The organism is Flavobacterium mesophilum (assembly GCF_039581405.1).
Classification (GTDB): Bacteria; Bacteroidota; Bacteroidia; order Flavobacteriales; family Flavobacteriaceae; genus Flavobacterium.
In genome coordinates this window covers 98,595-121,147 of record NZ_JBCPXZ010000005.1, presented here as the reverse complement: position 1 = coordinate 121,147, position 22,553 = coordinate 98,595, and the positions used below count along the sequence as shown (strand labels likewise).

The window sequence follows — 22,553 nt, the reverse complement described above, 5'->3', positions numbered from 1 at the left end:
TTTTTTGAATAGCAATTATTCTAACTTTGCATAAAACTATTCTAAATGCAATTCAGAACCCAAATCCAAATTTCAAAAAGCAGTAATCCAATCGATTATAACTCGAAAGTGCTTTCCATTGGTTCTTGTTTTGCTGAAAATATGGCGGAGAAATTCGATTATTTTAAATTTCAGAATGAAACCAATCCATTCGGAATTATATTTAATCCGGTTTCGATTGAGAATTTGTTCCGAAGAGTTTGCGAACAGGATTTCTTTGGCGAAAAAGATGTTTTTTTTCATAATGAGCGTTGGCATTCCTTTGAAGTACATTCTGATTTAAGCAATTCAGACCGACAAGAATTGCTAGAAACACTCAACAAAGCGACTTCAGAAACATACAAGCAGTTAAAAGAGGCGACTCATATTATTATCACTTTTGGAACGTCCTGGATTTACAGAAATTTAGAAAAAGATGAAATCGTAGCTAATTGCCATAAAGTGCCTCAAAAGCAGTTTTCAAAAGAATTACTGTCGCCAGAAGTAATTCAGAAAAGCATTCAAAATACAATTGATTTAATTCAGAAAGTAAATCCAGAAATAAAATTCATTTTTACGATTTCACCAGTACGTCACATCAAAGATGGTTTCGTCGAAAATCAATTAAGCAAATCGCATTTATTTACAGCGCTTCACAGCGCTTTAAAAATTTACAATTCACAATTTACAATTCACAATTATTTTCCTTCGTATGAAATCATGATGGACGAACTACGCGATTATCGTTTTTATGCTGAAGATATGCTTCATCCCAACCAGATTGCAATTGATTATATCTGGAAAGTTTTCAGTGAAAATTACATTGCCGAAAACAGTTTTTCGCCCATGAAAGAAGTCGATGAAATTCAAAAAAGTCTTCGTCATCGAAGCTTCAATCCTGATTCAGAACAACACCAAAAATTTTTAGCGAATCTCCAAAAGAAAATTAGCCTTTTAGTAGAAAAAGTACCAGCTATAAAATTCTAATCAAGTTTAAAACATAAAAAGACTTTGCGCTTCTGCGTCTTTGCGAGATTTTTTGCAAAGTGATTTTTTAATAGTTCTCGCAAAGACGCGAAAGCGCAAAGTTTAAAAAAAAATAGAATAAGAATCCTCAGATTTGCCCATTAAACAATAAAATTTTAGAATAATTGCACATAATTGTGTAAATTGTTAGAGTAAAAATTTTACAATTTTGTAAAATCGATAGTTCTGCTTTTTAAAAGCCCAATTTTAATCTAATGTGTTTTATTGACGTATGAATAAAAAATCCGTTCATTTTCTAAAAAAAACACTGCGTGTACTGCTTTGGTGCATGGTTTCTGTAGTTGCGTTATTATTGCTTGTTATTATTTTAATTCAGGTTCCGTCCGTTCAGAATTTCGTTAAGGACAAAGCGGTAACGTATCTTCACAAAAAAATAAAAACCAAAGTTTCTTTAGATCATATTTCGATAAAATTTCCAAAAGATGTAGTGCTGGAAGGTTTTTATTTTGAAGATCAAAAAAAAGATACTTTGCTGGCAGGTAAAAGGTTAGAGCTTGATGTTGATCTTTTTAAACTGGTTAGTAGTGAGCTAGAAATCAATTCGGTTTCCTTGGAAAATACTACAGCAAATATTTCCCGAAACAAAGAAGGCGTTTTCAATTTCGATTATATCATAAAAGCATTCGAATCAAAAGAACCAAAAGTCGAAGATCCTAATAGCAAACCTTTCAAGATTTCGGTTGTAAAAGTCAATTTGGACAAAGTAAAATTCAATTTTAAAGATGATTTTTCGAAGAATGATATTCGCGTAAATCTGACGCATTTTGACACAAAATTCAAGAAATTCGATTTGGATAAAATGGATTTCAATATTCCGAATATCAATTTGAATGGATTAAAAGTCGTCTTGAATCAAGATGTTGTAGAGAAAATTGCCGAAGTTTCAATAAAAACAGTTGATACGATTTCGAAAAGACCTGATTTTAAATTGAAATTAGACAAAATCGCATTGTCAAAAATTGATGTTTTATACGATAACAAAGATTCAAAACTGAATTCGGGCATTCGTTTAGGAAATTTAAATCTTGCCGTAAACGAAATCGATTTGAACAAACAGCTTTTAGATTTCGACACTTTCGAACTTAAAAATCTAAGCGGAAATTTAAGATTAGGCGCCAAAGACAAACAAATTCAAACACCCAATTTAGATACAACAGCCATAAAACAATCAGGTTGGAAAGTCAAATTAAACGAAACCAATATTGAAAATGTTGCTTTCAAATTTGATGATATGCAGTCAAAACCAGTTTCAAAAGGAATTGATTACGCGCATTTGGATTTGGATAAATTCAATTTTAAAGCCGATAAATTGTATTACGGAAATGATACAATTTCTGGAAATATAAAAACATTAACGGTAAACGAAAAAAGCGGATTACAAATTCAAGCCTTAAAAACCGATTTTTTCTACGGGCCAAAAAATGCTTATCTGAACAATTTATATTTAAAAACGCCACAAACGCTGGTGGAGGATAAAATCAAAATTGGATATAAATCGCTTGCGTCGCTTCAAAAAGATCTTGGAAATCTTTCTATTGATGCCAATTTGAAGAAATCTAAAATTGGTTTTAAAGACATTTTGCTTTTTGCGCCAGACTTGCAAAAAACGAATCCGTTTAAAAGTAATCCGAATGCCATTTTATATGTCGACAGCAAAGTAAGCGGAAAAGTGAAAGATTTGGATATTTCCAAGTTTGAAATGAGCGGAATCGGAACCACAAAAGTTTCCCTTTCGGGGAAAATAAAAGGTTTACCTGATGCGCAGAAAGCCTATTACGATTTAAATATTAAAAAACTTTCGAGCACTTCAAAAGATATTTATTCGTTTGTTCCGACGGGAACAATTCCGAAAAATATTCAGCTTCCGTCGCAACTTAATTTACAAGGAAAATTTAAAGGTTCTGTTCAGAATTTCAAAACAAATTTGGATTTGAACAGCAGTTTTGGAAATGCAAAAATCGATGCCTTATTTGATCAACGCGTTAAGAAAAGAGAAAAATACGATGCCACAGTTTATTTATTGGATTTCAATGTGGGTCGATTAATTAAAAATGATTCCATCGGAAAAATTACGCTTAAAGCGAAAGTAAAAGGAACTAGTTTGGATCCTAAAACGGCAAATGCAGTTGTCGATGGATTGGTTCAAAAAGCAGTTTTTAATCGATACACGTATAAAGATTTGGCTTTAAAAGGAAATATTGAAAACGGTTCATTTGCAGTAAGATCTGGAATGAAAGATCCGAATTTGAATTTTGATTTAGTTGCAAGTGGAGATACAAAAGATAAATATCCAAGTGTAAAACTGAAACTGAATCTGGATATTGCCGATTTAGAAAAATTGAATCTTCACGCCGGACCAATGAAACTTCGCGGAAATGTTGATGCCGACATCGCCAATAGTAATCCTGATTTTTTAAACGGAAAAGTATTTCTTTCGAACATTCAAATTTTGCAGGCTGAAGAACCAATTGTTTTAGATTCGGTTCGTGTGATTGCGTTTGCAGATAATACTCGAAATAATATCAAAATTTCATCTCAATTTTTAAAAGCTGAGGTTGATGGAAAATACAAATTAACGACACTGGCGGATGCCGTAAAAAAATCTTTGTCGAAATATATTGATTTAAAAAATCCGAAAGTAAATGCAGAATCAGCGGAACAAAGATTATCATTTACAATTGCGGTTGACAACGACCCGATTTTGTTTAAACTGATTCCGAAATTGACAGGTTTAGAGCCTTTTAAAATTTCTGGAAAATACAATAATGTTGCAGATTCATTGGAAATTAAAGGCTCAATTCCGAGAATCGTTTACGCGGATAATACCATTTCTGACGGAAAAATCAACATAGAAACAAAAGAAAATGCGTTGCAATATTCCGTTTCTGTGGCGACAATCGAAAGCGGTTCTTTGAAAATTCCGTTTACAAGTTTATCTGGAAAAGTCGAAAATAACATTCTGGATTATGCACTTGAAGTAAAAGATGCAAAAGACAAACAGCAGTATTTTGTTGGAGGAGAATTCAAAGCTGAAGATTCAAAAAACATCTTCAAAATTGATGCTGAAAACTTCGTTCTGAATTATGATAAATGGAATATCGATCCAGAAAATGCAATTGAATTTGGTGATAAACGACTTTATATAAATAAATTTTTCCTGAGCAATGACGGAAATGAACTGAAAATTCAGTCAAATGGAAATCAAGATAATGCACCGTTGCAAATTGATTTCGTGAATTTCAAAATTGAAACTATCATGAACATTGTCAAAAAAGACAAATTGTTGATGCAAGGTTTGATTAACGGAAATGCAGTGGTCGAAAATGTCATGACAAAACCCACTTTTACATCGGATTTAAAAGTAGATGATTTCGCTTTTAAAGGCGATAAAGTTGGTGATATCGAAATAAAAGTAGACAATAAAACGGCTAATATTTTGAATGCAAATGTGCAGTTGAGCGATGAAGGAAATGATGTGAATTTGACGGGAGATTATGCGATTGATGCAGGAACTTTCGATTTTGATGTCGCAATAAATAAATTGAATATCAAAAGTATTCAAGGTTTCAGCATGGACAATATTTCTGACGGAAAAGGCTATTTGTCAGGAAATTTCAAAATTCAAGGAACAACTTCTGCTCCAAAAATTAATGGCGAATTGAATTTTAACGATGCTGGTTTTAGAGTGACGCAGTTGAATTCGTATTTTACTACAGATCAGGAAAAAATCACTTTTAATGAAGGCACAATCACATTCGATAAATTTACGCTTCAAGATGAAAATGACAACGAATTATCGCTCGACGGAACAATTCAATCGCCAGATTTTATCAAATATAATTTCGGACTAACAATTGTTGCTGAAGATTTTAGAGCAATTCATTCAAAAGCAACCGACAATGATTTGTTCTACGGTGATTTGTTTTTGGATGCCAAATTAAACGTAAACGGAACGCTTGAAAATCCTGTAATTGGCGGAAATATCAAACTAAATAAAGAAACCAAATTTACAGTTGTTTTACCGCAATCAGATCCTTCAATTGCAGATAGAGAAGGAATTGTGGAATTTGTTGATGAAGACAATCAATATTTGCGACAAACAGCAGAAATAAAGCAAAAACTGAATCAATCAGAATTAATAGGAATGGACGTAAGCGTTGATATTTCGATTGATAAAGAAGCAGAATTGACACTGATTATAGATAAAGGAAACGGCGATTATTTGAATCTGAAAGGTGAAGCGCAATTGACAGGAGGAATCGATCCTTCAGGAAAAACAACTTTGACGGGTAAATATGAATTTTCAGATGGTGCATATGAAATGAATTTCAACATGATCCGAAGAAAATTCAACATTCAAAAAGGAAGTTCGATTACCTGGAACGGCGAACCAACAATGGCGACTTTGGATATTACGGCAATTTATAAAGTGAACACCGCGCCAATAGATTTGCTTGGAAATCAATTAGGTGACAGAACTCAGACAGAAAAAAATATATTTAAACAAAAATTACCGTTTGAGACGCATCTAAAAATGAATGGCGAATTATTAAAGCCAGAAATCACCTTCGATATTGTGCTTCCAGAAGGGAATTATGGAGTTTCTTCTGATGTTGTAGATATGTCTCGTACAAAATTGGAGCAATTGAGACAGGAGCCGGCCGAAATGAACAAACAGGTTTTTGCACTTTTATTATTAAACCGATTTATTGGCGAAAATCCGTTTGCGAGCGAAAGTGGCGGAACAAGCGCAGAGACTTTGGCGAGACAAAGTGTGAGCAAGATTCTTTCGCAACAATTAAATGATTTTGCTGGCGAACTGATCAGTGGTGTCCAACTAGAATTTGATTTGGAATCTACAGAAGATTACACCACTGGAACGATGGAAAACAGAACCGATTTGAATGTCGGGGTTTCTAAAAAACTTCTAGACGATCGTTTGAAAGTTACCGTTGGAAGCAGTTTTGCAGTCGAAGGTCAAGAACGCGCTAACGAGCAAAGTACCAATATTGCGGGCGATGTTGCTTTGGATTATCAGTTAACAAAAGATGGTCGTTATATGCTTCGTGCGTATCGAAAAAATGAATATCAAGTTGCGGTTGAAGGTCAAGTTATCGAAACCGGAGTTGCCTTTATTATCACGATGAGCTATAATAAATTCCGCGAACTTTTTCATCGTACTGAGGCAGAAAAAGAAATGATTAGAGAAGAGAAACTGCGCAAAGAACGACAAAAACAAAAAGAAAAGGAGAACAAGGAAAAGGGAATCAAAGAAGAGGATAATCAAATTAAAGGCACTGAGATAAAAACATAATAATATGAAAAACAGATATATAAAATATTTTATTACGCTGTCCTTATTTTTTGTTTTTGGATGTAGCAACACCAAGTATTTGCCCGAAGGCGATTTGCTTTATACGGGAGCATCTGTAAAAATAAAAGATTCCATTATAAAAAAGAAAGACCGAAAAGCATTAGAAAATGAATTGGAAGGATTACTTCGGCCAAAACCTAACAAACAGTTTTTGGGTCTTCGCCCGAAATTATGGATTTATAATATTGCCGGACAACCGAAAAAAGATAAAGGATTTCGATATTGGCTTCGAACAAAAGTAGGTGAGGAACCTGTGCTTTTTAGCAAAGTTGATTTGGATTATAATGCCTCAGTTTTAAGAAATTTTACCGAAAATAAAGGCTATTTCAAAACAAGAGTTAGTGCCGATTCAACAGTTAGAAATAGACGAGCAACAGCAGAATATATTGTTGTTCCGAAAAAACAATACATTATTAAAAGTGTGACTTTTCCGGATGATTCATTGGCAATGTCAAGAATTATTGGAAGATCAAGCCGAAGAAGTTTGTTGAAAGTTGGAAATCCGTATGATTTGGATGTTATAAAAGCCGAAAGAGAACGAATCGATGCCCGATTAAAAGAAAAAGGTTATTACTATTTCAATCCCGATTATATTTTAGCAAAAGTAGATAGCAGTAAAGGTGATCATGAAGTAAAAATCAGATTGGTAATAAAAGATGATGCGCCACCAAAAGCACTTACAGCTTATAAAATCGACAAAATTTTCGTTTATCCGAATTTCTCGATTTCAAAGGACAGCGTAAAATACAAACCAGAAGATATTGTCCAGTACAAGGATTTTACGATTCTCGATACCGCAGATACTTTTAAACCAAGGGTTTTTGATAGAACCATTTATTTTAAAAAAGGAGATTTATACAATCGAAAAGATCATAATTTGACCTTAAACCGATTTGTAAATCTAGGAACTTTTAGTTTTGTGAAAAATGAATTTCGAACTTCTGATAGCATAAAAAATGCGTTGGATTCGTATTATTATTTGACGCTTTTGCCCAAGAAATTTATACGAGTTGAGGTTTTGGGAAAAACAAATTCGGCTAGTTATACAGGAACAGAACTTAATGTGAATTGGAACAATCGAAATTTATTCCGCGGTGCTGAACTGCTGACAGTTTCTGTTTTTGGTGGTGCCGATTTTCAGCTTGCAGGTGTAAACAAAGGCAAGAATATCTACAAATTAGGAACGGAAACCAGTTTGACTTGGCCGAGATTTATTACGCCATTTCATATTGAAGGTTCAAGCGAATATGTGCCAAGAACCAAAGCAACACTTCGTTATGAATTTCAGAATAGAACACAATTGTATGCTTTGAATTCGTTTAAAACTTCATTTGGTTATTTGTGGAAAGAAAACGTTCGTAAAGAACATCAATTGAACGTATTTGATATTACTTATGTAAGTCCGAATCACGTAACACAGGAATATCGTGATGATATTTTAGAAGATCCTTCTTTAGGAAAAATAATTGAGAAACAATTAATTTTTGGGCCGACATATAACTACACGTACACAAATACGATGCAAAAACGTAAAAAAAATACGTTTTACTTTAATGGAGAATTGGATTTGGCAGGAAACGTAACCGGTTTGATTACAGGTGCAAACGTGAAGAAAAATGATACCATTAAAATTTTCGATGTTCCGTTTAGCCAATATGCGAAAATAAGAGGTGATTTCAGGCATTATTTAAAATTGGGAAAAGAAAGTGAATTGGCGAGCCGAATTATTGTTGGAGCCGGAATTCCGTATGGAAATTCGAGTGTTTTACCCACTTCGAAACAATTTGTTGTTGGAGGAACAAACAGTATTAGAGCTTTTAGGGCAAGATCAATCGGGCCGGGAAGTTATTATAATGCACCAACGACAAATGATTATCTGCCAGATCAATCAGGAGATTTGAAATTGGAATTCAGTACCGAATATCGCGCTAAACTTTTTAGTATTGTGCGAGGCGCTGCGTTTATCGATGCCGGAAATATTTGGCTTATGAATGCCGATCCAAATAAACCTGGAGCAGAATTTTCTAAAGATTTTATGAAAGAAATTGCAGTCGGAGCCGGAGTCGGATTGCGTTTTGATGTTTCGTTTTTTATTCTCAGAACCGATTTGGCTTTTCCTCTAAGAAAACCCTATTTGCCCGAAGGAGAAAGGTGGGTGATTAAAGACATCGATTTTGGAAACGGTCCATGGCGAAAAGAAAACCTAATTCTGAATATTGCTATTGGTTATCCTTTTTAAAAGTTTTTGCCGCGAATTACACGAATTGGCACGAATTTTATTTTGTAGTTATTTTCAATTCACAAATTAAATCGAATTCAGATTTTAGTATTACAATAATTAGTGTAATTAGTGAAATTAGTGAAATTCGTGGCAAAAGAAAATTTTCGTGGCGAAAAAAAGCAAAAAAAGAAGTAAATTCGTCTAAACATTTTATTAGAATGCAAAACTTAGTCAAAAGAATTATCGGTGTTGGAGTTATTGTTTTAGTCATTGTTCTGGCTTTCAAATATTGCGAATTCAAAAAAGACGATGATTCTACTATTGATTATAATACCAATTTGATTCAGCAACAGATTCTTAATGTTGGAAAATTGGTGGTCACCGAAGGACATTTTTCAGAAGTCATTACGTATAAAAATCAGCAGAAATATTTCATGGACATGATTTCTTTCGAAAAGAAAGCGCTTGTGGTCGTAAATGCAAATGTGACAGTGGCGTACGATTTGCACAAAATGAAATATGATATTGACGAAAAAAACAAAACCATCACGATTTTAAATATTCCAAAAGAAGAGATTACGATCAATCCTGATATTCAATTTTACGACGTTGAACAAAGTAAACTGAATCCGTTTACGGGTGATGATTATAATAAAATCAACAAATCAGTAAAAGCAAATCTGGCGAAAAAAATCGAAAAATCTACCTTAAAAACCAATGCTGAAAACCGATTAATTAGTGAATTGTCTAAGATTTTAATCATGACAAATTCAATGGGTTGGAAATTACAGTATGATGGAAAAACGATTGAATCGGATAAAGATTTTAGTGAAGACTTGAAACTTTGATTTTAGTCAAAGCTACAAAGCTACAAAGTAACAAAATTTCAGTGGTTTTTCTCATTTCAATTAATAGCCTCCTGCTTTAGCTGGAGGTATTTATCAATAAAAAGAAAAAGGCTTTAGCCAAACATATTTTTTGGCTAAAGCCTCAACTTAGCTTTATATTTTTCCTCCAGCTAAAGCAGGAGGCAACTAACTTAGTAACTAAAACAAAAAAACTTTGTGTCTTAGTGTCTTTGTGGCAGAGAGCTATCAAAAATCAAATCCAATCCACCAGAAATCAAATGTGCCACTTCTGGGCGTTTTTCTTTCAATTGATCCAAGTAAACTAATACTTCTTGTAAAAGCTGTTTTTCATTTGAATCTTTCAAAAGCTCAGTAATTTCAACGGCTAAAAGCCAATCGTTTGGATGATTGTTTTTTAATGTATTAAATATAGACTGAAGTTCAGATTTTGATTCTTTATTATTTCTTATGTTTCGAACTGTAGCGTACAAAATTTCCAATTCATCACGTTCGTCCGTATGTTTTGCTTTAATTGTTTTTGTTGAAGGAACAATATTGATCAAATCAAAACTATTCACATCGGCTGGGCCAGAAAAAGCAGAAACCACTTTTTTACCAATTGCCATATCGTAATTTCCCCATTCTGGCTGAAACAAAATAGTTTCGCCATGCGTTACCGTGCAATTTTTGAAACTGATTAAAATGATTTCTCCGTGTAAATTTCTAGAACCTGTAATGATTTCGCCTTCAACAATAATATTGCCTTCAAACTCTAATTTTACCGTCTCATTTTCAACAATACTATAAGCCTGCAAGTCCTTCGGACTCATATCTTCAATCGCTAAATTGAAGCCTTTTAATTTTCCAATCGGACTTCCAAATCCATGTGGATGTGTTAAAGTTCCGTGGCCAACTAATTCTTTTTCTCGGTACGATAAAGCCGTTTTTCCAGTGGTTTGAATGTAAACAGGTTTTCCTTCCTCTTCAATTACATTTGTAAAAACGCCAGAGATCTGCAACCCTGTACTCAATTCAATTGTTCCTAAAGCATTTGACTGAATCAATTTTTGAATTCCAGATAAACCGCCCGTACGCAAAGCCATTTTGTTTGCAAATTCTTCCAAAATCAAACTTAGATAGGAGAAAGTTGGTGTTACATACAATTGAGGTTGTAATTGCGTAATATCAAAATTTTGATTCGCTGCCGAAATATCATAAGGGATTTTCTTCACATTATCGGTCATACAATGTGCACTTTCACCAATTGAAGAAAGCAATCCTGCACCGTAAATTTTTGGATTTTCGACTGTTCCAATCAAACCGTATTCTACTGTCCACCAATGTAAATTACGAATTTGAGCCATTTCAGATAATTCGCCCATATTGTTTTGCAAATCTGCAACGGCTTTTTCGGCTTCGTCGATTTTTTCTTGAGGTGTATCTTCGGCTTCTTTCAAAATCGAAAGCAATCGAATCGCTTCATACATTTGATAATCTTTATGCGAAGAAATTGCTTTACAGCCAATTTCACCAAAACGTCTTAAATATTCAGCATATTCTGGATTGGCAATAATAGGAGCGTGGCCGGCACCTTCGTGAATAATATCTGGAGCTGGAGTATATTCAATATGTTCTAATTGTCGGATATCCGAAGCGATAACCAAAACATTGTAAGCTTGGAATTCCATAAAAGCATTTGGCGGAATAAATCCGTCAACGGCAACCGCAGCCCAACCAATTTCAGTCAGAATTCGGTTCATTCCATACATACTCGGAATAGAGTCGATTTCGATTCCTGTTTTGCGTAAACCATCTAAATAAGAGTGATGTGCAACTTTTGAAAGATAATCTACATTTTTACGCATCACATAGCGCCAAACCGCTTGATTAATAGGTGTGTAATCGCTATAATCCTGAGGCTTAATAAATTGCTTTAAATGTTTAGGCAATCGATCCAATAACGGATTTGTTTCTATAGATGCATTCATTTCGAAAACGTTGTAGATTAGAATGTAAAATTACGAATTTCGACCGCTATTTTCTGCTATTCATCACAAAATTTTTATTCGAAAGTGTATTTTATTGCGTTTTTATAGATTTTTTGACTTGATTGAAAAATGAATTTTAGCAGTCATTATTCTCATAATTGACTTTTTCCATTGTTTTTTCAAAGTTATCCAGTTCTTTTTTGGTCATTGTTGCTTCTTTCAAATCCACTTTTAATTGTTTTTTAGCATCGGGGCTGATCCATAATCCTGAAAAAGTATTTCCGGTTTTCTTTAAAATTAGGACACCGCTAAAATCCTGTTCTACCATGATAAATTCATTTTCAGCTTTTCTATTTTGTGTAATGTTGAGCTGAATCCAGTTTTTAGATTTATTGTAGCGGTACATCGACGTGAAAATTAAGTCAGCAGTACATGGATTTTCTTCTGTTTTGATGTAAACAGTTATTGGAGTTTTTCCATCGACAGTTCCTTTGTATAAATTTGATATTGGAGCTGTTTGAGCTTGAACGGTATTGAAAAATGAGAAGCAAATTATAAAAAGCAGTATTATTTTTTTCATAATAAAACATTAAGTAGGTTTTTGATTCAGTTAAGGGGACTTTACTCAATCAAATTTATTTAAAAAATAATAACCTCATCAATTTCTAAAATTTACTTTTAGGATTTTTTGATTAAATTTCTCAATTCATTCTCCGCATTTCTGAAGTATTCAATTTTATGATTGAACATAAAAGCCATATTGGTGGCACGCATTTTTGCTTCTTCAGTTATTGGGCCTGCAAATTGCGCATCAATTGAAGTGTTGAAAAGTTCAATCCAACGGTCAAAATGAGTTTTGTCGACAGGTAATTGTTTGTGTGGAGGAAACGGAGTTCCAGAATAAGCGCGAACATCAAATAAGATGGTTTGCCAGAAACCGTACATTTTTTGTAAATGCGGTTCCCATCGATCTTGAAGTTTCTCGTTGAAAATGGGGCCTATAAGCTCATCTTTACGAACACTTTCGTAAAAGCTGTTAACCATTTGTTTTATATCTTCTAAAGTTGAAATATCTTTAAGAGGTTCCATGTTTTTGTTTCTGAAATATATATGCAAAAATACGATTTAACTTCATCATATTTCTATGATATTTATCATTTAAACCCAATTTCTGATTGAGAATTTTTGATAATTATGGGAATTTTCACCATTTAATTTATAGGTAATTAATGCATTATTTGTAAGATTTTTTGAAAAGTAAGATTTTGCTTCTTCTGTATGTTTTAAAATACTGTAAATCAATTAATTGTAAAAAATATAGATAAGTTTTTGTTAAGGCAAATTTTTAATTTGATGTGTATTTGTAAAGTTAAAATAATATGAAATTCTTTAAAATTAACATAATATTGATTTGATTTAATAAAATTATGCTTAATAAATAAGAAAAATTTAATTAACAAAAAACCAAAAAAAATGCACAAAACTACTCAAAAACCTACAAATCGAGTACTAACAAAAGCATTATGTATTATGATGCTGTTTTTACTTATTACAAAAATTAACGCTCAGACGGTTACGCCTTATATAACATCAGGCGATCAAACGAAATTACTGCAACAACAAGCAACAGTAAGCTTTGGAACAAACTCAGGAACAAATCCTTCTACAGTTACAGTAAATACAGGAACAACCTATCAAACCATGGACGGTTTTGGTTATACGCTTACTGAAGGTAGTGCCGAAGTGATAAGCGGCATGGCAGCAACACAACAAAACCAATTGTTGAATGATTTGTATAATCCAACTACAGGTTTAAACGCCAGTGTAATTCGTATTAGTATTGCAGCTTCAGATTTAAGCAGTTCTTCTTATAGTTACAACGAGACTTCAGGAGATACTAATATGAATAATTTTAGCTTAAACGGACCAGATTTAACGTATTTGATTCCGATTATCAAAAAGATTCAGTTGATTAATCCAAACATTAAGATATTGGCGACACCATGGACTGCACCGCGATGGATGAAAACCAATGGTTCTTGGGTTGGTGGAAGTTTACAGACACAATATTATGCGGCTTACGCCAAATATTTTGTAAAATACCTTCAGGCTATGCAAGCTCAAGGAATTTCGATTTGGGCAATCACGCCACAAAACGAACCTGAAAATCCAAACAACGAGCCAAGTATGCTAATGAATTCTACGGAGCAAAAGAATTTCATTAATCAACAACTTGGCCCTCAACTGGCTGCTGCTGGATATGGAGGCGTTAAAATTATTGCTTTTGATCACAATTGTGACAATACAGCCTATCCAATTGATGTTTTGAACAATAGCAGTTATGTTGATGGCGCTGCATTTCACTTGTATTTAGGAAATATTTCTGCAATGTCAACGGTAAAAACGCAAACCAATAAAAACGTCTATTTTACAGAACAATACACAGGTTCTGGAGGAAGTTTCAGTGGTGATTTTGGCTGGCACATGCAAAATGTAGTAATTGGAAGTACAACGAATTGGTCGAAAACAGTTTTAGAATGGAATGCAGCAAATAATTCAAGCATGGGGCCGCACACTCCAGGCGGTTGCAATAGTTGTTTAGGAGCTATTACTGTAAATAATAGTACAAGTTACACCAAAAATGTTGCATACTATATTATTGGCCAAATCTCTAAATATGTAAAACCAGGTGCAGTACGAATTAGTTCTTCAAGCACAAGCGGAAGTATTGTATCAGCTGGATTTAAAAATCCTGATGGTTCTATCGCCTTAGTTCTTTACAATACTTCGGGATCGTCAAATACGATAAAAGTGGTTTCTGGATCATCAGCATTTAATTACGCAGTTCCTGGATCATCAGCAGTTACTTTTACTTGGGGAACAGGAGGTTCGGTTGCTGTAACAGGAGTAAGCGTTAGCCCGACTTCGGCAACAATTACTGCAGGACAAACACAGCAGTTAACGGCAACAGTTTCGCCAAGTAATGCAACAAATACTGCAGTAAATTGGAGTTCAAGCAACACTTCAGTAGCATCGGTAAACTCAAGCGGATTAGTTACTGGCGTTGCTGCAGGAACAGCTACAATTACCGTTACAACAGTTGATGGAGCTAAAACGGCGACAAGTGCTATTACAGTAAATGCGTCAACTACTGGATTTCCGGGATATTACAATATTATTTCAAGAAATAGCAACAAAGGTTTAGATGTTGCCGATAATTCGACAAGTAGCGGCGGAAGAATTCAGCAATACGATGTTACGAATGGCGGTGGAAGCAACCAAAGATGGAAATTTGTTTCTGACGGAAGCGGCAATTATTACATTATTGTAAAATCAACTGGAATGTATTTGGCTGTTGAAAATAACGGAACAGCAAACGGATTAAAAGTGCAACAAAGAACTTTTGCTAATTCTAATGAATTTAAGTGGACAGTTGCCAGTTTGAGTGGTGGATATTATAAAATTACCAATGTCAATACGGGCAAATCTCTTGATGTTGAAAATGTTTCTACAGCAAATGGAGCTAATATTCAAGTATGGGATTATACAGGCGGATTAAATCAGCAATGGCAATTTGTTCAGGTTGAATCTACAGCTAAAAAAGCTTTGGTGCAAACCGTTCCAGCAGAAGAAGAAAATCCAAATGATATGGTGATTTTTATTAATTCGTCAAATGATTATTTAAAAATTGATACAAATCATACCGGAAGTGCCGATGTCGAAATATTCTCGCTTGAAGGACAAAGTGTTTTAAAGAAAAATATGAATTTCGAAGGAAGACAAGCTGAAATTGAAATTTCAAGATTGCCAAAAGGAATTTATGTGGTGAGAGTAAACGATAGTAAAGGCGCTTATTCTAAAAAAGTATTGAAGCAATAAATTACAAATCTAGAATTCAATTAGTAATTTTATATTTGATTTTAAGAGGCTGTCTACGGTTAATAGACAGCCTTTTTGTTTTATCCAATCAATTGTGTGAACAAATCTTGATTGTCGTTTAAATATTGAAATTCAAATCCGTTTTGAGTCATTTTCAGTTTAATAGGCATGATATCATTTTTGTTTTTTAATTCCAAACCAACTACTACAGAACCTACTTCACGGCTGTTTTTCTTCGCAAATTGAAAATAAGTAATGTCGTCATCTGGACCAAGAATATTATTTACAAATTCTTTTAAAGCTCCGGGACGTTGCGGAAACTGAATCATGAAATAATGCATCAAACCTTCGTAAAGCAAAGAACGTTCCTTGATTTCGGCAGTTCTTTCAATGTCGTTATTGCTTCCGCTGACAATGCAAACTACAGTTTTGTTTTTTATTTTATCGGCATAAAAATCCAAAGCTGCAATTGTCAAAGCTCCTGCAGGTTCCACAACCATTGCTTCTTCATTGTACAAACGCAAAATTGTCGTGCAAACTTTTCCTTCGGGAACTAAGATAATGTCTTCTAAATTATAGCGACAGATATCAAAGGTTTTGTCGCCAACTTGTTTTACTGCGGCACCATCCACAAATTTGTCGATTGTTTTTAATGCTGTATTTTTATTTTCTTCAATAGAAGTTTTCATCGAAGGCGCACCTTTTGGCTCAACGCCAATGATTTTTGTATTCGGACTTAAATGTTTAAAGACTTCTGATAAGCCCGAAGCCAATCCGCCGCCGCCAATTGGAACAAAAACATAATCAATAGGTTCTTTAAAACTTTCTAAAATTTCCAAACCAACAGTTCCTTGTCCGGCAATTACTTTTTCATCGTCAAAAGGATGTATGAAAGTTTTGTGGTTTTTAATAGCATCTGCAGTTGCTGAAGCATAAGCATCATCAAAAGTATCTCCAGTCAGAACAATCTCCACAAATGATTTTCCGAATAATTGAACTTGTTTTACTTTTTGTTTTGGAGTCGTTTTCGGCATATAAATCTTGCCTTGAATCTTTAAAAGATTGCAGGAATAGGCAACACCTTGCGCATGATTTCCAGCACTGGCGCATACAATTCCGTTTGCTTTTTCTTTTTCATTTAATGAAGAAATCTTGTTGTAAGCACCTCTGATTTTGTACGACCGCACAATTTGCAAATCTTCTCTTTTTAATAAAATAGTCGATTTGAATTCATCTGAAAGATTTAAATTTTGCGTTAAAGGTGTTGCCGCAACTACAGTTTCAAGTTGCTTTTTTGCGTTAAGTACTTCGTTAAATAGATCCATTGTTTTAGTTTTTTTGCCATTAATTGTGCGAATTTGCACTAATTTTTTAAAGAAATTAATTCGTGCGAATTTGTGTAATTTGTGGCGATTTTAAAATAAAAAACCTCCCAATTGGGAGGTTTTCATAAATTATATTTTGCAAATTTATATAACACCTCGCCATTACTGCTGAATTGCAATAATGCTAATAATAGCGATACTAATGTTATTAAAGTTTGTCATTTTTTAGCTGATTGAATAGCAAATGTACTTAATTATTTTTTTACAGGCGGATACTGTGCCATAATTTTGGTTACAAATTCAGTAATTCTAGCATCTTTTTTATCAATGCCTTTGTATAAAGTACCAATTCCTTGGCCTTGCCAAATCATTTCTTTTTTCTTAGCATCAATTAAATCGATAAACAATGTTCCTTCAGTGTATCTTGTAACTGAGGTTCCTCCGTACATATAAGGATTCCATCCGTAACCCCATCCGTATCCGTAACCGTAGCCCCATCCAGCGTAATATTGATTAACATCAACTTGTTCTTTGGATTTGGTAAAAATGTTAACTAGCAAATCAGGGTTTTCACTTTTGGTAAACCCTTTGGCCTCCATTTGAACTTCTATTGCTTTTAGAATTCGTTTTTTATCCAAATCAGAAATTTCGACCTTATCAATTCCGGGCTTAAAAAAAGCGTACGTTTTATAAGGCGTAAAGTCGACCGTTTTGTCATAGTCAGAATAAGCGCTTACCGAATCGCATGAGGCAAGTACTAAAAGTAAAAGAATCGGAATTAATTTTAATGCTTTCATATGTTTAATATTTAATGTTCTTATTTTGCTGTATAAGAATGCTTTGGCTTAAAGTAAGCTTTCGTCAACTATGTTTGGCAAAGTTACTTTTAGTAAAGGCTCGACTTGCATTGCTCTTTTTATGGCAAAAATAGCTTCGTCGTTTCGGGCCCAGCTTCTTCTTGAAATTCCGTTGTTGACATCCCAAAAAAGCATTGATGCTAAACGCTTTGAGGCCTCTTTAGAACCATCAAGAACCATACCAAATCCGCCGTTTATAACCTCTCCCCAGCCAACGCCACCGCCATTGTGAATTGATACCCAAGTTGCGCCTCTAAAGCTGTCTCCAATTACGTTATGAATTGCCATATCGGCCGTAAAACGAGATCCGTCATAAATGTTTGACGTTTCTCTATAAGGCGAATCAGTTCCAGAAACGTCGTGATGATCGCGCCCTAAAACCACAGCGCCAATTTCGCCTTTTGCTATCGCTTGGTTAAACGCTTCGGCAATTTTGATTCTTCCTTCTGCGTCAGCATATAAAATACGAGCTTGGGAACCAACTACAAGTTTGTTTTCCTTCGCACCTTTAATCCATTTGATGTTATCCTGCATTTGTTGCTGAATTTCATTTGGAGCTGTTTTTGCCATTTCTTCTAAAATTTGAGAAGCAATCGCATCCGTTTTCTGCAAATCTTCAGGTTTTCCAGAAGTGCAAACCCATCTGAAAGGTCCAAAACCGTAATCAAAACACATTGGTCCCATAATATCCTGAACATAACTTGGATATCTGAAATCAATATTATTTTCAGCCATAACATCTGCACCTGCGCGTGAAGCTTCTAATAAAAAGGCATTTCCGTAATCAAAAAAGTATGTTCCTTTTGCGGTATGTTTGTTGATTGCCAAAGCTTGTCTGCGCAACGATTCCTGAACTTTTTCTTTGAATAATTCCGGATTGTTTGCCATCATTTCGTTTGCCTCTTCAAAAGAAATTCCGACTGGATAATAACCTCCAGCCCAAGGATTGTGAAGCGAAGTTTGGTCTGAACCTAAATCAATTTTGATGTTTTCTTTGTCGAAACATTCCCAAACGTCAACTACATTTCCTAAATAAGCAATCGAAACCGTTTCTTTATTGGCTTTCGCCAAAGCGACTCTTTTAACCAATTCCTCAGTCGAAGTGACTATTTCATTAATCCAACCTTGTTCGTGGCGGATTTTAGTGATTTTCGGATTTACTTCGGCACAAACCGTAATACAACCCGCAATATTTCCGGCTTTTGGCTGTGCGCCCGACATGCCACCCAATCCAGAAGTTACGAATAAACTTCCTTCAGGATTTTGTTTTATTTTTCTGAAACCATTCAAAACGGTAATTGTAGTTCCATGTACAATTCCTTGCGGACCAATATACATATAACTTCCAGCGGTCATTTGGCCGTATTGCGAAACGCCTAAAGCATTCATTTTTTCCCAATCATCCGGTTTTGAATAATTCGGGATTACCATTCCGTTTGTCACGACTACTCTTGGTGCTTCAGAATGCGAAGGGAATAATCCCATCGGGTGTCCAGAATACATCGTTAAAGTTTGCTCATCTGTCATTTCAGACAAATATTGCATTGTCAATAAATATTGTGCCCAGTTTTGGAAAACAGCTCCATTTCCGCCATATGTAATCAATTCATGCGGATGTTGCGCCACAGCATAATCCAAATTATTCTGAATCATGTGCATAATGGCTTTTGCCTGCAAAGATTTTCCTGGATATTCCTCAATTGGACGCGCGTACATTCTGTAATCTGGACGAAAACGGTACATGTAAATACGACCGTACGTTTCTAATTCTTCTGAAAATTCTTGAATTAATTCGGCGTGATGTTTTGACTCGAAATAACGCAAAGCATTTTTTAAAGCCAATTTTTTTTCTTCTGCCGAAAGAATCTCTTTTCGTTTCGGAGCATGATTAATTGCTGGATCGTAAATCGCCTTTGGAGGTAATATTGAAGGAATTCCTTGTTGTATTTGTTCTTTGAAAGTCATTTTTTTAAGTTGCTGAGTTGCTGAGATTCTAAGCTACTAAGTTGCTAAAGTAGCCTTGTTAGATTAACAACAGATTAATTTTTGTTTTTTTAACTATGTCGTCCCGATGGGACGTAAATAGGAAGGGCGTTGAATAATTCTACCAATATTTTGCTCCAAACGGAGCATTTTCAAATCTTTGGAAAAGATGAAATGTTGGTCAAACATTAATCAAATAAGATTGACAATTGTCTAATTTTCAAATTGCCAAATTATCACATTGCCTTATTGCCACATTTTCTAATTAAAAAACTAGGGATAGCGGATATCCGACCTGTGATAGGATTTGTGGATTTTAATCCTAAATTTTCTTGAGTGAATATCCATTTTATAATTTTAGATTGTTGATTTTAGATTTTAGATTGGGATTTGGAATTTTAAATTTGGGATTTAATTTTACCTAAATTTTCTAATTTTCAAATTGACACATTTCCTAATTAGAGCGTTTGCGTATTTCTCCTGTTCTTTTGTCGAAACCATACGGACAATGACGGCAACCACTTTTACAGCAATAACCACGTTTTAGGTGGTGTTTTTCGGTAAAGCATTTATAACCTTCGGGCGTATAGTAAAAATCTTCGCCTTCGATTAATTTATTTTCATTACTTTGCTCGTTCATAAATCTGCTTTGGGTTCTTGCTTTGTTTCTTTAAAAAAATCAAAAATAACTATTTGATTGAGATTTTAATGAAATCAAATAATTTTATAGCTACAAATTTATAAATTTTACAACCAATGTTTTTGATTGTTGCTAAATATTTAATTCCGAAAGGGTATCGTGGAATGGCTTTATTCCCGTTTATCTTGGTTAAATATGATTTTGATAGAACCAATGCAACATTTGTCAATCACGAAAAAATACATTTGAGACAACAATTAGAAATGCTGGTTTTGCCTTTTTTTATTTGGTATTTTTTAGAATTTTTGATTCGCTTGATCCACTACAAAAATAAAGATTTGGCCTATCGAAATATTAGTTTCGAAAGAGAAGCTTATCAAAATGAAACCAATACTAATTATTTAAAAAACCGATCTTTTTTTCAGTTTTTAAATTATTTAAAAGCTTTAAGCTTTAAGCAGTAAGCAATAGGCTTTAGGCTTAAACAATATTTAAAATATGATTGTCACTTTTGACATTCGACTTTTCAACTTATAAAAATGAATACAGTTTTCAATCAGCTCATAAATATTCAATTTCCGAATGACATTTCGTTGACCATTAAGCGCGAAGATCTCATTCATCCTTTTGTTTCGGGGAATAAATTTAGAAAACTGAAATATAATTTGCTTCAGGCGAAAGCCGAAAATAAAACGACTTTATTGACTTTTGGCGGTGCGTTTTCGAATCATATTGCGGCAGTAGCTTTTGCAGGGAAAGAGCAAGGATTTAAAACTATTGGAATTATTCGCGGGGATGAACTTTTTGATAAAATTGAGGAAAATCCGACGCTGAAATTTGCTAAAGAAAACGGAATGGAATTTGAGTTTGTTTCTCGAGAAGAGTATCGTTTGAAAAGCGAAATTCCATTTATTGAAAAACTGAAAGCGAAATTTGGTGACTTTTATTTAGTTCCTGAAGGCGGTACGAATGACCTCGCTGTAAAGGGGTGTGAAGAAATTTTAACAGATGAAGATTCGGTTTTTGATTATGTTTGTTGCGCTGTTGGAACCGGCGGTACGATTTCTGGATTAATAAATAGCGCATTGCCAAATCAGAAAATTTTAGGTTTTCCAGCCTTAAAAGGTGACTTTCTAAAGGATGAAATTCGTATTTTTGCAAAAAAAGATAACTGGAATTTAATTTCTGACTATCATTTTGGAGGATATGGCAAGATAAATTTAGAATTAATTGAATTTATTAATGCTTTTTTTGAAGAAAACAAAGTGCCTTTAGATCCAATTTATACAGGAAAAATGGTTTTTGGCGTTATAGATTTAATAGGCAAAAATTATTTTCCTGCACATTCAAAAATTTTACTCATTCACACCGGCGGATTACAGGGAATTAGCGGAATGAATATAAAGTTGAAGCAGAAAAAATTACCAATACTCAAAATCAATGATTAAAAAAATTGTATTACTTCTCGTAATATTAGCTTTAGCAAGTTGCTCTTCTAGCAAGCCTGTTATCGCGACGACTAAAAAAGCGGCAGCGACTCAAGCCAGAACGGCTTCGGTTAAAAAAAGTCCGTCAGCTAAACCAGTTGGTAAAAATTATCCTTCTACAAATAATACCACTGAAGTTATTCAGTCGACTTCAAAAACAGTTGTAACCAGTGATTTAATCAATAATTATATTTTGCAATTTAAGGATATTGCAATGGGAAATATGAAAACCTATGGAATTCCTGCCAGTATTATTTTGGCGCAAGGAATTTTGGAATCTGGTGCCGGAAAAGGAGATTTGGCGCTTGAAGCGAATAACCATTTCGGAATAAAATGCCATAAAGATTGGTTGGGTGAAAGTGTTCGCCATGACGATGATTCGGCTCAGGAATGTTTTAGGAAATATCCGCAAGCTTCAGAATCGTATAGAGATCACGCATTGTTTTTAGTTGGAAAAAAGAGATATGAAACATTATTTACTTACGAAAAAGACGATTATAAAGCTTGGGCAAAAGGATTAAGAGCCTGCGGTTATGCAACAGATCCTAATTATCCGGATAAATTGATAAGTTATATTGAGCGCTACAATTTGCATCAATATGATTGTCAGGTTACGGGTCGAAATTATGTGCCAATCAGTAAAACGACTCCAGCAAAAAGTCCGTCTGCAGTTGCAAGTTCTGATCCGAAAATCAATTTGAATTCAAACGATCCTAATTTGTATGAAGTTCAAAAAGGAGATACTTTATATTCGATTTCAAAGAAATTCAATTTACTAGTTGATGATTTAAAGCAAAAAAATAACTTGACGGATAATGCCATTTCGATTGGGCAAAAATTGAAAGTGAAATAATTTACAATTTATAATTGATAATTAACAATTATC

15 protein-coding genes are annotated in these 22,553 nt (G+C 34.1%); 8 read left to right on the top strand and 7 right to left on the bottom strand.

Going from position 1 to position 22,553, the window contains the following annotated elements:
* The first annotated feature begins 45 nt into the window (after positions 1–45).
* From AAYQ19_RS16100 to AAYQ19_RS16085, 4 genes are all read left to right on the top strand, one after another.
* Positions 46–1,005: a GSCFA domain-containing protein gene (locus AAYQ19_RS16100; RefSeq protein ID WP_343537619.1), complete on the top strand. Its 960-nt coding sequence runs from the start codon at positions 46–48 to the stop codon at positions 1,003–1,005.
* 271 nt (positions 1,006–1,276) lie between these two features.
* Entirely contained in the window at positions 1,277–6,379 is a 5,103-nt protein-coding gene (locus AAYQ19_RS16095) for a translocation/assembly module TamB domain-containing protein (protein WP_343537618.1), read from the top strand.
* Positions 6,380–6,383: 4 nt separating this feature from the next.
* Complete coding sequence (tamL, locus tag AAYQ19_RS16090; protein ID WP_343537617.1) at positions 6,384–8,678, top strand: translocation and assembly module lipoprotein TamL; 2,295 nt, start codon at positions 6,384–6,386, stop codon at positions 8,676–8,678.
* A 200-nt stretch (positions 8,679–8,878) separates the two neighbouring features.
* Positions 8,879–9,508: a DUF4230 domain-containing protein gene (locus tag AAYQ19_RS16085; protein WP_343537616.1), complete on the top strand. Its 630-nt coding sequence runs from the start codon at positions 8,879–8,881 to the stop codon at positions 9,506–9,508.
* Positions 9,509–9,729: 221 nt separating this feature from the next.
* Here AAYQ19_RS16085 and AAYQ19_RS16080 read toward each other — a convergent pair whose 3' ends face one another.
* The 3 genes from AAYQ19_RS16080 to AAYQ19_RS16070 form a co-directional block, all read right to left on the bottom strand.
* Complete coding sequence (locus AAYQ19_RS16080; RefSeq protein ID WP_343537615.1) at positions 9,730–11,496, bottom strand: aromatic amino acid hydroxylase; 1,767 nt, start codon at positions 11,494–11,496, stop codon at positions 9,730–9,732.
* A gap of 136 nt (positions 11,497–11,632) precedes the next feature.
* Positions 11,633–12,076 carry a hypothetical protein gene (locus AAYQ19_RS16075; RefSeq protein WP_343537613.1) on the bottom strand — a complete coding sequence of 148 codons (444 nt, stop codon included), beginning with the start codon at positions 12,074–12,076 and terminating at the stop codon, positions 11,633–11,635.
* Positions 12,077–12,174: 98 nt separating this feature from the next.
* Positions 12,175–12,585 carry a group III truncated hemoglobin gene (locus AAYQ19_RS16070; RefSeq protein ID WP_343537612.1) on the bottom strand — a complete coding sequence of 137 codons (411 nt, stop codon included), beginning with the start codon at positions 12,583–12,585 and terminating at the stop codon, positions 12,175–12,177.
* Positions 12,586–12,969: 384 nt separating this feature from the next.
* Between AAYQ19_RS16070 and AAYQ19_RS16065 the strand changes: the two genes are divergently transcribed.
* Positions 12,970–15,375, top strand: coding sequence for an RICIN domain-containing protein (locus AAYQ19_RS16065; RefSeq protein WP_343537611.1), 2,406 nt, complete (start codon positions 12,970–12,972; stop codon positions 15,373–15,375).
* An 80-nt stretch (positions 15,376–15,455) separates the two neighbouring features.
* On the opposite strand, the gene ilvA is transcribed toward AAYQ19_RS16065, so the two are convergent.
* The 4 genes from ilvA to AAYQ19_RS16045 all read right to left on the bottom strand — a co-directional run bounded on the left by ilvA (position 15,456) and on the right by AAYQ19_RS16045 (position 20,180).
* Complete coding sequence (ilvA, locus tag AAYQ19_RS16060) at positions 15,456–16,700, bottom strand: threonine ammonia-lyase IlvA (protein WP_343537610.1); 1,245 nt, start codon at positions 16,698–16,700, stop codon at positions 15,456–15,458.
* Positions 16,701–16,954: 254 nt separating this feature from the next.
* Positions 16,955–17,497, bottom strand: coding sequence for a DUF4136 domain-containing protein (locus AAYQ19_RS16055; protein WP_343537608.1), 543 nt, complete (start codon positions 17,495–17,497; stop codon positions 16,955–16,957).
* A gap of 48 nt (positions 17,498–17,545) precedes the next feature.
* Positions 17,546–19,522 (bottom strand): urocanate hydratase, encoded by a 1,977-nt coding sequence (hutU, locus tag AAYQ19_RS16050; RefSeq protein WP_343537607.1) that lies wholly within the window; start codon positions 19,520–19,522, stop codon positions 17,546–17,548.
* A gap of 472 nt (positions 19,523–19,994) precedes the next feature.
* Entirely contained in the window at positions 19,995–20,180 is a 186-nt protein-coding gene (locus AAYQ19_RS16045; protein ID WP_343537606.1) for a C1orf53 family protein, read from the bottom strand.
* Between the two features lie 116 nt (positions 20,181–20,296).
* On the opposite strand from AAYQ19_RS16045, the gene AAYQ19_RS16040 reads away from it, so the two are divergent.
* From AAYQ19_RS16040 to AAYQ19_RS16030, 3 genes are all read left to right on the top strand, one after another.
* Positions 20,297–20,644: a hypothetical protein gene (locus tag AAYQ19_RS16040; protein ID WP_343537605.1), complete on the top strand. Its 348-nt coding sequence runs from the start codon at positions 20,297–20,299 to the stop codon at positions 20,642–20,644.
* Between the two features lie 75 nt (positions 20,645–20,719).
* Positions 20,720–21,628, top strand: a complete 909-nt coding sequence (locus AAYQ19_RS16035; RefSeq protein ID WP_343537604.1) for a 1-aminocyclopropane-1-carboxylate deaminase/D-cysteine desulfhydrase — start codon at positions 20,720–20,722, stop codon at positions 21,626–21,628.
* A complete protein-coding gene (locus AAYQ19_RS16030; protein ID WP_343537602.1) occupies positions 21,621–22,520 on the top strand; it encodes a glucosaminidase domain-containing protein in 900 nt (299 codons plus the stop codon). The genes AAYQ19_RS16035 and AAYQ19_RS16030 overlap by 8 nt, the downstream gene beginning before the upstream one ends.
* The last annotated feature ends 33 nt before the right edge of the window (positions 22,521–22,553 follow it).

What these genes read in the sequence shown, in the direction of transcription:
- AAYQ19_RS16040 (WP_343537605.1), top strand. Translation starts at nt 20,297, where the DNA reads ATGTTTTTGATTGTTGCTAAATATTTAATTCCGAAAGGGTATCGTGGA.
- AAYQ19_RS16075 (WP_343537613.1), bottom strand. Translation starts at nt 12,076, where the DNA reads ATGAAAAAAATAATACTGCTTTTTATAATTTGCTTCTCATTTTTCAAT.
- AAYQ19_RS16085 (WP_343537616.1), top strand. Translation starts at nt 8,879, where the DNA reads ATGCAAAACTTAGTCAAAAGAATTATCGGTGTTGGAGTTATTGTTTTA.
- hutU (WP_343537607.1), bottom strand. Translation starts at nt 19,522, where the DNA reads ATGACTTTCAAAGAACAAATACAACAAGGAATTCCTTCAATATTACCT.
- AAYQ19_RS16100 (WP_343537619.1), top strand. Translation starts at nt 46, where the DNA reads ATGCAATTCAGAACCCAAATCCAAATTTCAAAAAGCAGTAATCCAATC.
- AAYQ19_RS16030 (WP_343537602.1), top strand. Translation starts at nt 21,621, where the DNA reads ATGATTAAAAAAATTGTATTACTTCTCGTAATATTAGCTTTAGCAAGT.
- AAYQ19_RS16035 (WP_343537604.1), top strand. Translation starts at nt 20,720, where the DNA reads ATGAATACAGTTTTCAATCAGCTCATAAATATTCAATTTCCGAATGAC.
- AAYQ19_RS16045 (WP_343537606.1), bottom strand. Translation starts at nt 20,180, where the DNA reads ATGAACGAGCAAAGTAATGAAAATAAATTAATCGAAGGCGAAGATTTT.
- AAYQ19_RS16055 (WP_343537608.1), bottom strand. Translation starts at nt 17,497, where the DNA reads ATGAAAGCATTAAAATTAATTCCGATTCTTTTACTTTTAGTACTTGCC.
- AAYQ19_RS16070 (WP_343537612.1), bottom strand. Translation starts at nt 12,585, where the DNA reads ATGGAACCTCTTAAAGATATTTCAACTTTAGAAGATATAAAACAAATG.
- AAYQ19_RS16065 (WP_343537611.1), top strand. Translation starts at nt 12,970, where the DNA reads ATGCACAAAACTACTCAAAAACCTACAAATCGAGTACTAACAAAAGCA.
- AAYQ19_RS16080 (WP_343537615.1), bottom strand. Translation starts at nt 11,496, where the DNA reads ATGAATGCATCTATAGAAACAAATCCGTTATTGGATCGATTGCCTAAA.
- AAYQ19_RS16095 (WP_343537618.1), top strand. Translation starts at nt 1,277, where the DNA reads ATGAATAAAAAATCCGTTCATTTTCTAAAAAAAACACTGCGTGTACTG.
- tamL (WP_343537617.1), top strand. Translation starts at nt 6,384, where the DNA reads ATGAAAAACAGATATATAAAATATTTTATTACGCTGTCCTTATTTTTT.
- ilvA (WP_343537610.1), bottom strand. Translation starts at nt 16,700, where the DNA reads ATGGATCTATTTAACGAAGTACTTAACGCAAAAAAGCAACTTGAAACT.